Source organism: Gluconacetobacter asukensis, from assembly GCF_014174375.1.
In the GTDB taxonomy this organism is placed as follows: Bacteria; Pseudomonadota; Alphaproteobacteria; order Acetobacterales; family Acetobacteraceae; genus Gluconacetobacter; species Gluconacetobacter asukensis.
In genome coordinates this window covers 91894-107953 of sequence record NZ_JABEQE010000013.1, presented here as the reverse complement: position 1 = coordinate 107953, position 16060 = coordinate 91894, and the positions used below count along the sequence as shown (strand labels likewise).

The 16060-nt window shown below is 65.9% G+C and carries 12 protein-coding genes, 1 pseudogene and 1 riboswitch; of the genes and pseudogenes, 5 read left to right on the top strand and 8 right to left on the bottom strand.

Annotated features, from left to right (window positions below; translation table 11 throughout):
* Nucleotides 1-50: 50 nt before the first annotated feature.
* From HLH35_RS14630 to HLH35_RS14610, 5 genes are all read right to left on the bottom strand, one after another.
* Entirely contained in the window at nt 51-1007 is a 957-nt protein-coding gene (locus HLH35_RS14630; RefSeq protein ID WP_338029364.1) for a CDP-alcohol phosphatidyltransferase family protein, read from the bottom strand.
* Between the two features lie 55 nt (nt 1008-1062).
* Nucleotides 1063-1779 (bottom strand): phosphocholine cytidylyltransferase family protein, encoded by a 717-nt coding sequence (locus HLH35_RS14625; RefSeq protein ID WP_182979836.1) that lies wholly within the window; start codon nt 1777-1779, stop codon nt 1063-1065.
* The gene (locus HLH35_RS14620) at nt 1779-2906 is read right to left on the bottom strand and encodes an inositol-3-phosphate synthase (RefSeq protein WP_182979835.1); all 1128 of its coding nucleotides are present in this window, start codon (nt 2904-2906) and stop codon (nt 1779-1781) included. The genes HLH35_RS14625 and HLH35_RS14620 overlap by 1 nt, the downstream gene beginning before the upstream one ends.
* A 567-nt stretch (nt 2907-3473) precedes the next feature.
* Nucleotides 3474-4613, bottom strand: a complete 1140-nt coding sequence (locus HLH35_RS14615; protein ID WP_182979834.1) for a glycerate kinase — start codon at nt 4611-4613, stop codon at nt 3474-3476.
* A 208-nt stretch (nt 4614-4821) separates the two neighbouring features.
* Nucleotides 4822-6138 (bottom strand): MFS transporter, encoded by a 1317-nt coding sequence (locus HLH35_RS14610; RefSeq protein WP_246385118.1) that lies wholly within the window; start codon nt 6136-6138, stop codon nt 4822-4824.
* A 190-nt stretch (nt 6139-6328) separates the two neighbouring features.
* On the opposite strand from HLH35_RS14610, the gene HLH35_RS14605 reads away from it, so the two are divergent.
* From HLH35_RS14605 to HLH35_RS14595, 3 genes are all read left to right on the top strand, one after another.
* Nucleotides 6329-7567, top strand: coding sequence for a sugar diacid recognition domain-containing protein (locus tag HLH35_RS14605; protein ID WP_182979833.1), 1239 nt, complete (start codon nt 6329-6331; stop codon nt 7565-7567).
* Between the two features lie 88 nt (nt 7568-7655).
* Nucleotides 7656-8027, top strand: coding sequence for a hypothetical protein (locus HLH35_RS14600; RefSeq protein ID WP_182979832.1), 372 nt, complete (start codon nt 7656-7658; stop codon nt 8025-8027).
* A gap of 122 nt (nt 8028-8149) precedes the next feature.
* Nucleotides 8150-8329 (top strand): CsbD family protein, encoded by a 180-nt coding sequence (locus HLH35_RS14595; protein ID WP_182979831.1) that lies wholly within the window; start codon nt 8150-8152, stop codon nt 8327-8329.
* A gap of 30 nt (nt 8330-8359) precedes the next feature.
* On the opposite strand, the pseudogene HLH35_RS14590 reads toward HLH35_RS14595, so the two are convergent.
* Nucleotides 8360-8815 (bottom strand): annotated as a pseudogene (locus HLH35_RS14590) (Lrp/AsnC family transcriptional regulator).
* A gap of 140 nt (nt 8816-8955) precedes the next feature.
* Here HLH35_RS14590 and HLH35_RS14585 point away from each other — a divergent pair.
* Nucleotides 8956-10422, top strand: coding sequence for an aminotransferase class V-fold PLP-dependent enzyme (locus HLH35_RS14585; RefSeq protein ID WP_182979861.1), 1467 nt, complete (start codon nt 8956-8958; stop codon nt 10420-10422).
* 78 nt (nt 10423-10500) lie between these two features.
* Here the strand turns inward: HLH35_RS14585 and thiC are convergent, their stop codons facing one another.
* Nucleotides 10501-12387: a phosphomethylpyrimidine synthase ThiC gene (thiC, locus tag HLH35_RS14580; protein WP_182979830.1), complete on the bottom strand. Its 1887-nt coding sequence runs from the start codon at nt 12385-12387 to the stop codon at nt 10501-10503.
* Between the two features lie 67 nt (nt 12388-12454).
* Nucleotides 12455-12566: riboswitch (TPP riboswitch) on the bottom strand.
* 94 nt (nt 12567-12660) lie between these two features.
* Nucleotides 12661-14280, bottom strand: a complete 1620-nt coding sequence (pckA, locus tag HLH35_RS14575; RefSeq protein WP_182979829.1) for a phosphoenolpyruvate carboxykinase (ATP) — start codon at nt 14278-14280, stop codon at nt 12661-12663.
* A 301-nt stretch (nt 14281-14581) separates the two neighbouring features.
* On the opposite strand from pckA, the gene HLH35_RS14570 reads away from it, so the two are divergent.
* Complete coding sequence (locus HLH35_RS14570) at nt 14582-15970, top strand: sugar porter family MFS transporter (RefSeq protein WP_182979828.1); 1389 nt, start codon at nt 14582-14584, stop codon at nt 15968-15970.
* Nucleotides 15971-16060: the final 90 nt, after the last annotated feature.

Here is a 16060-nt window from a genome sequence, read left to right as displayed (position 1 = left end):
TCAAAAGCCCCGCGGTGGTGTGTGGGGCCCGACGGCGGTTTCCCGCGCCGTCAGGGCGCGACGGGCGCCTTGGCCTCGACCACAAAGGCCGCCTGGTCGCGGCGGCGGTCGGCCGGGCACGGCAGATCGGCGTCCAGGCCATCCAGCCCGGCCATGAACGCGGCATCACACACGCGCTGCCGGGCCAGCAGCATCATCAGGATCGCCGTAAAACCCATGATCTCGAACATGAAATAGGCCAGCGGCACACGGCAGAAAACGCACAGGAAGATGCCGATCGTCCGATAATTGGCCGACAGGATCGACCAGCCGCGCAGCAGCGGCGCAAAGGCCTCGCGATAGGCGGTCCGGATCACCGGCGCGCAGTCGGGATGCGCCGCCAGCAATCCCGCCAGGCGCTGGTTCAGCCCTGCCTCCCCGCACACGGCGGTCAGCGCCTCGAGCCGATTGTATAGCCCGAACAGCAGGTCGCCCATGCGCCGGCCCGAACGAACCTTCGCCCGCGCCACGGGTGCCGCGCCACGCGCCCAGCCCCAGAAATTATAATCCTGCCGCTGCCGTTCATAGGCGGCAGACTGCACCGCGTGGCACAGGCCGGCCAGCACGACCAGCGCCCACACCCACGCCCCGTAAAGGGCGGAAAGGGCCAGCGCCAGCCCGACATAGACCGACACGAACGTCACATAATCGCAGATGCCATCGAGAATCTTGCCGGTCTGCGACTGCTTGCCCGTCAGCCGCGCCAACTGGCCATCCGCGCCGTCCATGACATGCCAGATGATCATGAGCAGGAACCCGGCGACCGCGAAACGCGGATCGCCGACATGGTGATAGACCACCCCCGCCAGCACGCCCGCCGCCATGCCGCAGAGCGACACCACATTGGGCGCCACCCCCATGCGGGCAAAATGCCGCGTCAGCCACCCCGAGACCGGATGGATGACATACAGATTGGTCAGCTCTTCGATTTCCGACGTGCGCCGCACGGGATCTGTCTGCTGCAACACGACTGGCGCCCTTGTTTCCTCGTCCCCTGACCCGTGGGGGCCAGGGCAATGCCTGTCAAAGCAGCCCTTGGGCCATCAGGCGTTCGGCCTTGTCATAGGCCACCGGGTCATCGACATCGATCCACAGACGCTCGCCGATATCGAGGACATAGGCCTTGTGCCAGCGGGCCAGCGTGTTCATGGCGCCGGAAATACTGTCCTCGCCCTCGGCCTGGCTGCTTTCCAGGGCATCGAACATAGAAGGCGTGCACCGGAAGATCCCGGTGTCGAACGCATTGAATTCCGTCAGCGACTTGCCGATGCGCTCGATCCGGCCGTCCCGGCACAATACCCGCGTCACGTCGTCCGGGTCGTTCAGCATGCGCTCGACATTGCTGTCGATACCCAGCGTCACACCGTCCCGGCCGGCCGGAATCGACGCCATCAGGCGATTGATGTCCGGGTCCAGCACATGGTCGCACATCGTCAGCAGAAACGGCCCGTCAAGGAACGGCCGGGCACAGAGGACGGAAACCCCGTTGGCGCGGTCCCATGCCGAATTATGAACATGGGTGACGCGCACCCCGTCACATTCCGCCATGCCGTCCAGGGCCGCGCACAGTTCGTCGCCGCGATAGCCATTGATGATGACGAATTCATCGACCCCGCCACGGCGGGCGCGGTCGATGACCTCGGCAATCAGGGGGCGCCCCCTGATCGGGACCAGGGGCTTGAGTGGCCCCTTGTCACGCAGGCGACTGCCCTGCCCGGCGGCGACGATCAGGCACTTCATCAGGCGGGAACGGCCTCGGTCGAATGGGTGGCGATGAACGCCTCGACCATCTTGTGCGCCTCGTCATCCGTGTACTGGACCAGCGGATGCTTGCAGAAATAAGCGCTGGGCGCCGCCAGGACTCCACCCACACCGGAATCCAGCGCCAGCTTGCAGCAGCGGATCATGTCGATGGCGACACCGGCCGAGTTCGGCGAATCCTGCACCGACAGGCGCAGCTCCAGCTCCAGCGGCACGTTGCCGAAGGCATGGCCTTCCATGCGGATGAAGCAGACCTTGTTGTCGTTCTGCCACGGCACATAGTCGCTGGGGCCGACATGGATGTCCTCGTTCTCCATGCGCGTCTTCGCGACGGCCTGCACGGCTTCGGTCTTCGAGGTCTTCTTCGACGCCAGACGCTCCTGATTCTTCATGTTCAGGAAGTCGGTGTTGCCGCCCGTGTTCAGCTGGTAGGTATGCAGCATCTTGACGCCGCGCTTGGCGAACAGGTCGGTCAGCACGCGGTGGACGATGGTCGCGCCCAGCTGCGACTTGATGTCGTCACCGATGATCGGCACGTTGCGCTCGGCAAAGCGGGCGGCATATTCCGGGTCGCTGGCGATGAAGACCGGGATGTTGTTGATGAAGCCGACACCGGCCTCCAGCGCGCATTCGGCGTAGAAGCGGGTGGCCTTCTCCGAGCCGACCGGCAGGTAGTTCACCAGGATTTCGGCACCGCTGCGGCGCAGCTCCGCCACCACGTCCTCACGGGTCGGCTCGGCCGCATCGGCGCGCACGAAGCTGCGCTTCTCGTCGTGGTTGGCCATATGCTCGGACATGCCGTCCAGCACCGCGCCCATGCGCACGGTCACGCCACTGTCGGGGATGTTCGGCTCGAACTTCACGACGCAATTGGGGGCAGCGAAGATGGCGCGGCTGACATCGGTGCCGACCTTGCGCGCGTCAATATCGAACGCGGCCACAACCTCGATATCACTGGGACGATAGCCGCCGAGGCTTTCGTGCATCAGGCCGATGACTTCCTCGTTGTGGCGGTTCGGGCCGTAATAGTGAATGCCCTGGATCAGGGCGCTGGCACAGTTGCCGACGCCCACGATCGCGATACGGATACCGCCCTTAGTCTTCATAATGTTTCCCTGCCCTCTTCGAGACCATAATAAACCAACAGTCGCGACGGCCGCCGGCCGCACGACGAATCAAAAAGCACATTGTCGCCTGAACAGGCCCGGTATCGGCACGCGACGCGGCATCGAACCACGGGGTCGCCATGACCGCGCTCACTCTCCGGTGCGATCCGCGCCGATCGCCACGAGCCTCCTGCTCTTTCGCCAAGCATCGGGGAAATCCGACGCCAGATCAAGAATGCGTCCCTGTCAGGTCTCCCCCGGCCAGCGTTGCCACGGGCCTGATCGGACGCACCCACGGCTCGGGTGCGATCTTTTCCGGTCCTTATGTTACACAGCTCGATGGTCTTTTAGTTAATTTAAGTTAATCTCTCATTGGGCAAAAACCATCGCCCCCACCCACGAAACGCAAGGCGCTTTCCCTACATCCTCATAAAAACAATATTTTATAGACAACCCATCCCCGGCAGGAAAACAGCCATAGCCCAACGACACTGTCTTCGTTTTGTCATATTTGACATAAAATAAAATCAACCTCCCACGGAACCCGGCCCGTCGGTTACATTTATCTCATCTCGTCCCAAAGATCGCGGTCGCGGCGGCCACGTTGCGCGCCGTCACACGGACATTGAGCGCCGCCTCCGCCAGGGCCTCTTCCAGCGTGCAGGGCCGGTTGACGACGCTGAAGACGGCATCGATCCCATGGGCATGCACCCTGGCCGCATCCGCACCCAGCGATCCGGCGATGCCGATCACCGGCCGCCCATGCCGCCGGGCCACCCGGGCCACGCCGATCGGCGCCTTGCCATGCACGGTCTGCCCGTCGATCCGACCCTCGCCGGTAATCACCAGGTCGGCATCGGCCACAATGGCGTCCAGACCCAGCGCTTCCATCACAATCTCCACCCCCGGCCGCAAGGTGGCATCCAGGAATGCCAGCGCCGCCGCCCCCAGCCCGCCTGCCGCGCCGGCGCCGGGAACGGCATCGACCGCGCGCCCGGTCGCCGCCGCGACCTGATTGGCATATCCCGCCAGCGCACCATCCAGCAGGCGCACCATCTCCGGCGTCGCCCCCTTCTGCGGGCCAAAGACCGCAGAGGCCCCGAAGGGACCGGTCAGCGGATTATCGACATCGCAGGCCACCTCGATCCGGCAGCCGGCCAGCCGGGCATCGAGGCCCGAGAGGTCGATGCGCGCCAGCCGGGCCAGTTCCCCACCGCCGAACGGCAGCTCGACACCGTCCCGATCGCGCAGCGACGCACCCAGCGCCTGCGCCATGCCGGCGCCACCATCATTGGTGGCGCTGCCGCCGAGTCCCAGAATGACGTGCCGGCATCCTTCATCGAGCGCCGCCAGGATCAGTTGCCCGACGCCATAGGTCGTGGCCGCCATCGGGTCGCGCCGGTCGCGCGGCACCAGCATCAGCCCGGCGGCAGCGGCCATCTCCACCACCGCCGTCCGCCCATCGCCCAGAATGCCGAACGCCGCCGTGACCGGCGCGCCCAGCGGCCCGGTCACCTCCCGGGTCAGCATCCGCCCGCCCGTCGCCAGAACCAGCGACTCCGCCGTACCTTCCCCCCCATCGGCGGCCGGCAGCTTCACATAGGTCGCGTCCGGATAGATCTCGCGAAACCCATCCTCGATCGCATCGGCCACCTGCAGCGCCGACAGGCTTTCCTTGAAGGAATCACACACGATCACGATCTTCATCGCCGCCCCCTCCGTTGTTTTTGATTATGCCACCCGAGCCTCGGAAAGCGTGGCTGGACATGGGGGCTGGTGAGCGAGAGTGCCGCGCAAGCGGCACGCCCGTCGTGCGTTTCCGAGCCTCGACGCGGAGCGGCCTTGATGGCCGTGAGCACCGGAGCGCAGGAAACGCGCGCCGGATCGCCATCAGCGCGCATGTCCAGCCACGCTTTCAGCGGTTGACGCGGGTGGGGGGCATGCGCAGCACAAGCACCACGCCCAGCACCGCCATCGCCGCCAGCAGGGCCAGCGCCCCGTCGGTCCGCTGCGTCGCGTCCTTGATCCAGCCCACCAGATACGGGCTGACGAACCCAGCCAGCTGCCCCATCGAATTGATCAGCGCCAGCCCGCCCGCCGCCGCCGCCGGGCTCAGGTAACCGCTGCAAAGCGGCCAGAACATCGGCAGGCCGGTCAGCGCACCCGCGGTCGCCACCGTCAACGCCCCCAGCGCCACAGGCATCGAATCCGGGAACCGGGCGGCCAGTGCCAGCCCACCCGCCGCCATCAGCAGCGGAACCGCCAGATGCCACCGCCGCTCGCGCATCCGGTCCGCCGAACGGCCCATGACGATCATGAACAGGCTGGCCCCCACATACGGCACGGCGCTCAGCCAGCCGATCGTCGCCGCGTCATGGATGCCGCTGGAGCGGATGATCGTCGGCAGCCAGAAATTGATCGCGTAGACCCCGGCCTGGATGCAGAAATACAGCAGCCCCAGCATCCAGACCGCCGGATTGCGCAATACGGCGCCGAAACTGTCGGCCAGCTGCTTCGGCTGCTCCAGCCGGTCGCGCCGCAAGGCCTCGCCGACCGCCGCCCGCTCCTCCGGCGCCAGCCAGGCCGCCTGCTCGATCGTGTCGCTCAGCAGCATCACCATGCCGATGCCCAGTGCCACGGTCGGCAGCCCCTGCAGCAGGAACAGCCACTGCCACGCCGCCAGCCCACCGGGCGCCGAGGCGAAATGCGACAGCATCCACCCCGATAACGGGCCGCCCACCACGCCGGAGAGCGGAATCGCCGACATAAACAGGGTCAGCGCCCGCCCCTGCCGTTCGGAGGGGAACCACCGCGTCAGATACAGCACCAGACCGGGAAAGAACCCCGCCTCGGCCGCCCCGGTCACGAAGCGCAACAGATAGAAGCTGGTCGGACCGGCCACGAACATCTGCGCCGCCGACAGCAGGCCCCACAGGACCATGATCAGCGCCAGCCACCGCCGCGCGCCCACGCGCTGCAGCATCAGGTTGCTGGGCACGCCGCAGGCGATATAGCCAAGGAAGAAGATCCCGGCCCCAAGCCCATAGGCCCGTTCGGACATGTGCAGCGCGTCAAGCATCTCCAGCTTGGCGAAGCCGACATTCACCCGGTCCAGGTAATTGAACAGGTAACAGACGAAAATATAGGGCACCACCCTGCCCGCGACCTTGCGAAAGGTCGCGTCCAGCCGGTCCACCGCCGGCGACGAGAGTGCGGAGGCTGCGTGCATCATTCTTCCCCGATGCTTGTTTTTCTTGCCCGGCCACGTCCCGGGGGCGGGATGCGGGCGGGGGCTCCAGACACCATGCGGCGTCCGGGCCATTGAATCGACCCTACGGGCAGAAGCGGCCCGCCGTCTTGGTGCATCTGCACGATAAATATGCCAGAATCGGCACAAAATTCTGGGCATATGACAGGACAGCATGAAGACACCGGAACAGACAGCCCACACCGCCACGCCCGACGGCATCGGGCGTCCGGACATCGACCCCGCCCTGGCCCAGGCGATCGTCGACCGGTCGATGGCCATCACAGGCTGCAACATCAACGTGATGGACGCCCGCGGCATCATCATCGCCAGCGGCGACCCCGCCCGGCTGGGCCAGGTCCATGACGGGGCCCTCCTGGTCCTGGCGCGCAGCAGCGCGGTCGAGATCGAAGCCCGAGCCGTCCGGCAGTTCGGCGGCGCGCAGCCGGGCGTCAACCTGCCGCTGCGGATCGGCCGGGCGATCGTAGGCTGTGTCGGGCTGACCGGCACCCCCGGCTCGCTGCGCCCCTATGCCGAGCTGGTCCGCATGGCGGCCGAGACGATGCTGGAGCATGCACGCCAGAATCGCACCCTCTCGCGCGACGCCCGCCTGCGCGAGGAACTGGTGCTGAGCCTGGTGCGCGAGGCCCCCACCCCGCCGGCCCTGGCCCGTTCGGCGGCCCGCCTGGGCATCGACCTGCGGCAGCCACGGGTGGCCGCGATCATCGAAATCCGCTCCGAAGGGCCGGATGCCGCGGCATTGCTGGGCGAACGGCACCAGCTGATCACCCTGCTCGGCGAGCCGGAGCGCGGGAATCTGGTGGCACCGCTCTCCCTGGCCGAGATCGCGGTGCTGAAACCGGCCCTCACCGCCAAAGGCACCTGGAGCCTGGACTGGCATCGCGAACGGGCGCACCGCCTGCTGGCCCGCGCCCGCGCCACCACCGGGCTCGACCTGCGCCTGGCACTGGGCGGGTTCGTCGACGGGGCCGACGGGCTGGTGCGCTCCTTCCACACGGCCCGGGCAACGCTGGATGTCGGACAGCGCCTGCACCCGGCACGCGAACTCCTATTCTACGATGAAATGCGCCTGGCCGTCCTGCTGGACGCCCCGTCCCAGGATTGGCGGACCCAGGAGCTGCGCGCCCCGCTGCGCCCGCTGCTCGAGGCCACAGGGCACGCGACGTTGCTGCATACGATGCGGGTCTGGCTGGCCCACGGCATGCGGCCCCAACCCACCGCTGCCGCCCTCGGGCTGCATCGCAACAGCCTGGACTACCGCCTGCGGCGGATCGAAAGCATCTGCGGCGTCGACCTGACCGCCAGCAAGGATATCGTCGCGCTGTATCTGGCGCTGCACCTGACTCCCGACATGGCGCCCCTGGAACACGACCCTTCCGAAGACGCCACATAACGCCGCGTTCGGTTACAGACTGTTGCTTTCCCTCCAGCCCGCAGATGCCCATCATCGCGCCTCCTGTCCATTGATGGAGCCGCTGACCATGAAGCTGACCCGTATCCTGCTGCCCTGCCTGCTTGCCGCCTGCCTGCCGATGCTGGCCGCCTGTGGCGGAGACGATTCCGATGGGGCCTGCCGCTCGGGGCATGGCGGTTCGGGCGGCTTTGGCGGCCACCATGGATTCGGCGGGGGCATGGGTGGCGGCGGCATGGGTGGCGGCATGGCGGGGGGCGGTTTCGGTGGCGGCTTCGGGGGAGGCGGTGGCGGCATGGGCGGCATGCATCATGGCATGAGGGGCGACGACACGTCGTCATCCGCTCCCTGCCCCACCTCCAGCCATGCGAAAGGCAAGGCCCCCACCCGGATGCGTGAAGTCACGCCCGACCAGGCGACGATCGGCGACGAGCAGCATTGACCGCATTCCAGAATCGCCAGGCCCGTCGCAAAACCCCCGCCACGCAACCCCCATCGGCCCCGGACGTTTTACACCGTGCCAGCCTCCGGCCCGAGAGGCCACGAACCAGAGGAGTCACGGAGATGGGCGAACTCAAGGACAAGATCAAAGGCCACGCCGACAAGATGGTCGGCGAGATCAAGCGCAATGTCGGCAAGGCGACCAGGAATCCCAATCTGGAAGCCGAAGGCGAAGCGCAGAAGATGAAAGGCACCGCCGAGAAGGCGAAAGGTGCCGTAAAGGGCACGATCAACAAATTCTGAGCTTCAGGCGCACAAGATCGCCGGGGCCTGTCACAATGGCAGGTCCCGCCGATCGCAGATCGCCTCCATCGCCATGTATGATGTGACAGTATCCAGTTCGACCCGCGCGATCAGCGCGCGATAGATGGCGTCGAATGCATTCATGTCCGTCGTCACGATCTTCAGCATCTAATCGTAATCGCCGGCGATCAGGTAGAAATCGATCACATTGGGCACCGACACCACCGCCTCGCGAAAGCGGTCCAGCCAGTCCCGGGAATGGTGACGGGTGCGTACCATCACAAACACCGTCAGCCCCACGGAATCGGGACCGAGCAGTACCGTCTGCTGACGGATCAGCCCGCGCTCCCGCAACGCATGCAGCCGCCGCCAGCAGGCATTCTGCGACAGCCCGATCCGCTCGGCCAGTTCACGCTGCGACACGCCGGCATCGCGTTGCAGCGCCTGCAGCAATGCCAGATCAAAATGATCCATTTTTTCGCCAATTCCAGATCATATGACCCAATTATTTCCGTTTCAATCGAGAGAATGATAAAGTTCTTCCGCCAAATCCCGTCTATTTTTTCGCCATCCATTGACGGAGGCAGGCGGTGCGCGACGGGCAGGATCTCTTCACGGATTTCACGATGTCCCTGCAGGCGGGCGGGCTGGACGGTCTCCGCGCCGGGCTGATCGGCGAAGGCGCCCCCGTCCCCGGCCCCTTCGGCGTGCAGAAGCTGATCTATGCCGACTACGTGGCCTCGGGCCGGGCCCTGCGCCAGGTCGAGGATTTCATGATGAATCATGTCCTGCCCTGGTACGCCAACAGCCATACCGAGGCCTCGTTCTGCGGCCGGCATGTCAGCCGCCTGCGCCATGCCGCACGCGCCGCCATTGCTCGCCTGTGCGGCGCCGGGGAAGGATTTTCGACCATCTTCACCGGCTCGGGCGCCACGGCGGGGCTGAACCGGCTGGTGGCCCTGCTCGGCGTGCCGCAAGCCGCACGCAGCGGCGCCGCCCCGATCGTGTTCATCGGCCCCTACGAACATCATTCCAACATCCTGCCCTGGCGCGAAAGCGGCGCCGAGATCGTCGAAATCGACGAGGCCGCCGAGGGCGGACCGGACCTGGCGCATCTGGCGGCCTCCCTGACGGAAGCCGGCCCGTCACGCCTGAAAATCGGCGCCTTCTCGGCCGCATCCAACGTCACCGGCATCATCACCGATACCGATGCCGTCACGGCGCTGCTGAAGGCCCACGGCGCCCTTGCCGTCTGGGACTATGCCGGCGGCGGCCCATACCTGCCGATCGACATGAAGCCCGGTACAGAATGGGAAAAAGACGCCATCGTGGTCTCGCCCCACAAATTCGTGGGCGGACCAGGCGCCTCGGGCATCACGATCGTCCGCGATGCCGCCGTCACGCTGCACCGCCCGGTCGTCACCGGCGGCGGCACGGTGCGCTTCGTCTCGCCCTGGGGCCATGATTATGCCGACGCCATCGCGACGCGCGAGGAAGCCGGCACCCCCAACGTGACCGGCGACATCCGCGCCGCCCTCGCCTTCCTGGTCAAGGACGCGATCGGGCAGGATGTCATGAATGCCCGCCACGACACGCTGTACCACGCGGCGCGGGCCGTCTGGGACCACAACCCCAACCTCGTGATCCTGGGCAACCCGCGCGCCACACGGCGGCTGCCGATCTTCTCGATGCAGGTCCACGACCGGCAGCGCGGCGGCATGCTCCACCAGCAGCTCTTCACCCGCATGCTGTCCGACTGCTACGGCATCCAAGCGCGCGGCGGCTGCGCCTGTGCCGGCCCCTACGCCCACCGGCTGCTCGGCATCGACCGCACGGAATCCGACACGTTGCGCGCCGCGATCCTCTCGGGTGACGAAATGCGCAAGCCCGGCTGGACGCGCCTGAATTTCAGCGTGCTGATGGATGACGCAAAAGCGGCACGGATTATCGCCGCCGTGGACGAACTGGCCCGCGCGCCGTATCCGACGGCAGATTTTTACAAGGCGGACCCTGCCACCGCACGGTTTCGTGCGGTGGCAGGAGAGCCTTCTTTTTCTGAAGAAAAAGAAGCAAAAAGACTTTTATCCGTTTAAGGCTTTACGAAGCCCGCAGGACAGTCCTTAACAGATCAAAAGTTTTTTGGTTCTTTTTTTCAAAAAAGAACAGAAACCTTACTCCGCAACCGCCACGTCGATCGCACTCCCCCCGGCCCGGAACTTCTCCCCCATCTCCGCCAGCCCAGCTGTGATTTCGGCGGCCGACATGCCGGCCCCGTCATTCTGACTACGCGCCGCGTCGCGAATATCCTGGCTGATCTTCATCGAACAGAATTTCGGCCCGCACATCGAACAGAAATGCGCCGTCTTGTGCGCCTCCTTCGGCAGCGTCTCGTCATGGAAGCAACGCGCCGTCTCGGGGTCGAGCCCGAGATTGAACTGGTCCTCCCAGCGGAATTCGAAGCGCGCGCGCGACACCGCATCGTCATGCAGCCGGGCGGCCGGATGCCCCTTGGCCAGGTCGGCGGCATGGGCCGCAAGCTTGTAGGTGATCACCCCGGTCTTCACGTCATTACGGTCGGGCAGGCCCAGATGCTCCTTGGGCGTGACGTAGCAGAGCATGGCCGTGCCGAACCACCCGATCATCGCCGCCCCGATAGCACTGGTGATGTGGTCGTAACCCGGCGCAATGTCGGTCGTCAGCGGCCCGAGCGTGTAGAACGGCGCCTCGCCGCAATGGGCCAGCTGCTCGTCCATATTGGCCTTGATCTTGTGCATCGGCACATGGCCCGGCCCCTCGATCATCACCTGGCAGCCATGGTCCCACGCCACCCGGGTCAACTCGCCCAGCGTGCGCAGTTCGGCGAACTGGGCAGCGTCGTTGGCGTCCGCGATCGACCCCGGGCGCAGCCCGTCACCCAGGCTGAAGCTGACATCATATTCCCGCATGATCTCGCAGATTTCCGCGAATTTCTCATAGAGAAAGCTCTCGCGATGATGCGCCAGGCACCATTTGGCCATGATCGACCCACCGCGCGAGACGATGCCCGTCACCCGCCGCGCCGTCAGCGGCACATAGGCCAGCCGCACCCCGGCATGGATGGTGAAGTAATCCACCCCCTGCTCGGCCTGTTCGATCAGCGTGTCGCGGAAGACCTCCCAGGTCAGGTCCTCGGCCACGCCGCCAACTTTCTCCAGCGCCTGATAGATCGGCACCGTGCCGATCGGCACCGGGCTGTTGCGAACGATCCAGTCGCGGATATTATGGATGTTACGGCCGGTCGACAGGTCCATCACCGTATCCGCGCCCCAGCGCGTGGCCCAGACCATCTTGTCCACCTCATCGGCCACATGGCCCAGCACGGCGGAATTGCCGATATTGGCGTTGATCTTCACCAGGAAATTTCGGCCGATGATCATCGGCTCCAGTTCCGGATGGTTGATGTTCGCCGGCAGCACGGCCCGACCACGGGCAATTTCGTCACGGACGAATTCGGGCGTCACGAAATCCGGAATGCTGGCACCGAAATCCTCGCCATCCCGCAGCGCCGGGTCCGTCGCCGCACGGCGCTGATTCTCGCGGATCGCGACATATTCCATCTCCTCGGTCACGATCCCGGCGCGGGCATATTCAAGCTGCGTCACCGGCCGACCCTTCAGGCCGCGCCGCACCACCCGCCCGCTATTGTCGAAGGCCGGCGCCAGCGTCGCCCCGCTGGCCCCGCCATTATCCTCCGGCCGCACCTGGCGCGGCAGGTCGACCACCGCAGAGTCCCCGCGCCGCTCGATCCAACCCGCACGCAGGGCCGGCAGGCCGCGCGCGATGTCGATGTCGACCGTAGGGTCGGTATAGGGGCCCGACGGATCGTACAGCGTCACCGGCGGCTCATCGGCACTGGGATGCAGGTCAACCTGCCGGAAGGGCACGCGCAGGTCGGGAAACAGCGTGCCGCCCTGATAGACCTTGTATCCGCCGGCACGGGGCCCGACCGTCACATCGCCGGTCGCGGGCGTGCGCGTCGGCTGGCGCGACGGGGTCGCGGAGGGTGTCTGGATATTCATGGCGCGTCCTCTTGCTCATGGAGGGGGCGCGCCGGCGCGAAATGTCTTGACGGACGGCACATCGCGGCGCCGCGCTCAATTCCCATCCCTTCGCCGGCATAACCCGGATCAGGTTCGACGGGTCAGGGGGAAAACACCCCTCTCTCAGCCGCTCGCATGCGACTCCCCGGAGAACGGGGCGATCTTAGTCCCGGCCCGAGGGATGGGGTCAAGAGCAACCGGCACGCGCCGATGGCGCCACGCGTCACATTCTCGCGCGGCGCCACCGTCCGTTCACACCGCGCGGGGGCGGATCGCGGCCTCCTGAACCTCGGGCGCACACCCGTCACGGAAGGTCTCGAAATTCTTCTCGAACCGCCCCGCGAGGTCCGCGGCCGCGCGCGCATAGGCTGCCGGATCGGCCCAGGTCGAGGCCGGGTCCAGCAGACTGTCCGGCACGCCGGGCACATGAGTCGGGATCGACAGGCCGAAATGCTCCTCGACCCGGAAGGGCACGTCGTCCAGCCGCCCGTCCAGCGCGGCATTGACCAGCGCACGCGTCTGGGCCAGCGCGATCCGCCGGCCGGTCCCGTACGGCCCGCCGGTCCAGCCGGTATTCACCAGCCAGCATGTCACCGGCGTGCGCGCCAGGCTGGCCGCCAGCCGTTCGCCATACAGTTCCGGCGGGCGCGGCAGGAACGGCGCGCCGAAACAGGCGCTGAAGGTCGCCTGCGGCTCCTTCCCCAGCCCCTTCTCGGTCCCGGCGATCCGCGCCGTATAGCCCGAGAGGAAATGATACACCGCCTGCGCCGGGGTCAGCCGCGCAATGGGGGGCAGCACGCCGAACGCATCGGCCGTCAGCATCACCACATGGCGCGGCACCCCGCCCTGACCGTCCGGACTGGCATTGGCCACGAAATCGATCGGATAGCAGGCACGCGTGTTTTCCGTCAGCCCGCCATGCATGAAGTCCGGCACGCCGTCGCGATCGGCCACCACATTCTCCAGCACGGTGCCGAACCGGTGCGATGCATCCCAGATCTCCGGCTCGGCCTCGCGCTTCAGGCCGATCACCTTGGCGTAACAGCCCCCCTCGACATTGAACACGCCATCCTTCGACCAGCCATGCTCGTCATCGCCGATCAACTGGCGCGAGGCATCGGAAGACAGCGTGGTCTTGCCGGTGCCCGACAGGCCGAAGAACAGGGCCACATCGCCGCCAGGCCCGATATTGGCCGAGCAATGCATCGGCATGACATCCTGCTCCGGCAGCAGCCAGTTCATGACCGTGAAGATGGATTTCTTGATCTCGCCGGCATACTGGGTGCCGGCAATCACCACCAGCCGCTGCTCCAGCGACAGGATGATTCCGGTGCCACCGCGCACCCCATGCCGCGCCGGGTCGAGTTCAAGGTCCGGCGCATGCAGGATCACGAAATCCGGCTCGAACCCCGGCAGCTCGGACGAAGGCGGCCGGATGAACATGTTGCGCGCGAACAGCGCATGCCATGCATGGGTCGTCACCAGACGGACGCGGATGCGATGGGCCGGGTCGGCACCCGCATACAGATCCTGGGTAAACAGCTCCTGCCCGGCCAGATAGCCACGCACATGGTCGCAGACCCGCAGGAACGAATCCGCCGGCAGCGCCACGTTGATCTCCCCCCACCAGACGCCGTCGCGCGTCGAGGCTTCGTCGACGATGAACTTGTCCTGCACCGAACGGCCGGTATGCAGGCCGGTGCGCACCATCAGCGCCCCGCCGGAAGACAAGGCGCCCTCATCCCGGCGAATCGCATGCCCGATCAGCTCGGGCGCATGGAGATTGGCATGCACGGCCCCGGCATGATTCAGGCCGGTGCCCCTTGTCGCGTGTTCTGAACCCGCAGGCCGGAATATATTATTGTTGTTCATTCTTTTTCCGTTTCCCGATCATTGTTTCCCCGATGTGTCGTCTGGGGATGGCGAGTGTGACCCGATCAGCGTGGCAACTTCCTGATCGATGTCCCCTCGCCCTGTCACAAATTCGTGATCGCGTTTTCCAGTATTGTCTTGCCTCTCCTCTTGCCTTCTCCCCGACTGCGCATCCCATTGTCGGAAAGTTTCTTGAAAGACGATAGCAAACTATCACAAATTCGTCCGAAACCGCCGTCTTTTTGTACCGGACACCCTGCTTTGCTTTGATTTTTTCCGAATCAGTTCATAGAATAACTAAATGAATGAAATAGAAAATTCGCAGGCCAAACTGCTCATCAATGTCATCGCGGGCATTTCCGCCGCCGGCGGGCTGCTGTTCGGGTATGACACCGGCATCATCTCCGCGGCCCTGCTGCAGATCACTCCGCAGTTCCATCTGGATATCGGCGGCCAGCAGATCGTCACCTCGGCCATCATCGCCGGGGCGCTGGTGGGCTGCCTGGGGGCTGCGCCCCTGTCCGACCGCGGCGGCCGGCGGCGCACCGTCATGGTGGCCGCCGCAATCTTCATCCTCGGTACGCTCGTCGCCTCACTGGCCAATGGTACCTGGATGCTGACCGCAGCACGCTTCGTGCTGGGACTGGCGGTGGGCGCGGCATCGCAGATCGTGCCGCTCTACATCTCCGAGCTGGCCCCGGCCCACCGGCGCGGGCGTCTGGTGGGCCTCTTCCAGCTCGCAGTGGTCTGCGGGCTCCTGGTCTCGTTCGTCACCGGCTACCTGCTCCGGCATGAAAGCTGGCGGCTCATGTTCGGGCTGGGGATCATTCCCGCCGTGATCCTGCTGCTGGGCATGGCCTTCCTGCCCAACAGCCCGCGCTGGCTGGCCATGCAAGGCGATTTCGAAGGCGCGCGGACCGTCCTGCGCCGGGTGCGCGAAAGCCACCACACGGCAGAGGAAGAACTGCAAAGCATCATCGATGCGCACGACCGGCAGGAACCCTGGTCGGAACTGGCCCGCCCGTGGATTCGCCCCGCCCTGGTGGCTGCAATCGGCGTCGCCCTGCTCTGTCAGCTCAGCGGCATCAATGCCGTTCTCTATTATGCCCCTACCATCTTTTCCGGCGCCGGGTTCGGCCAGGGCTCGGCCCTCCTCACCTCGGTCGCGGTCGGGATCGCAATCATCGTCGCGACATTGTTCGGCAACTGGGCGGTCGAGGCGATCGGCCGGCGTGCCCTGCTGCTGTGGTTCCTGCCGGGGGCCAGCCTGTGCCTGCTGGTACTGGCCGAGCTGTTCCACATGCAGGCCTCGGGGGGCACGTCGCATCCCTGGCTGATGGTGGCGTCGCTGCTGGGCTATGCGGTGCTGAATGTCGGCAGCCTGTCGGTCACCATCTGGATCATCGGGGCCGAGGTCTTTCCGCTCTCGGTGCGCGGCAAGGGCATGGGCCTGGCGGCGGCGGCGCATTGGGGGGCCGACCTGCTGATCTCGATGACGACCCTGTCGATGGTCCAGGGGTTCGGCGCCGGCGGCACCTTCCTGCTGTTCGGGCTGATCAACGCCCTGGCCTATCTGTTCGTGCTGCGCTTCGTCCCCGAAACGCGCGGCCTGTCGCTCGAGGAAATCGAGGGCCGGCTGCGTGCCGGCACGTTCCTGCGTACCGCCAGCGGGCACCAGCTGGGCCGGTAACGTCAAAGGGGGCTCAAAAGCCCCCTCCAGTCGCACGACCGCTTGTCGGCGACCGGAGGGGCGACTATGCCGACAGGATTCGCCCTCCCA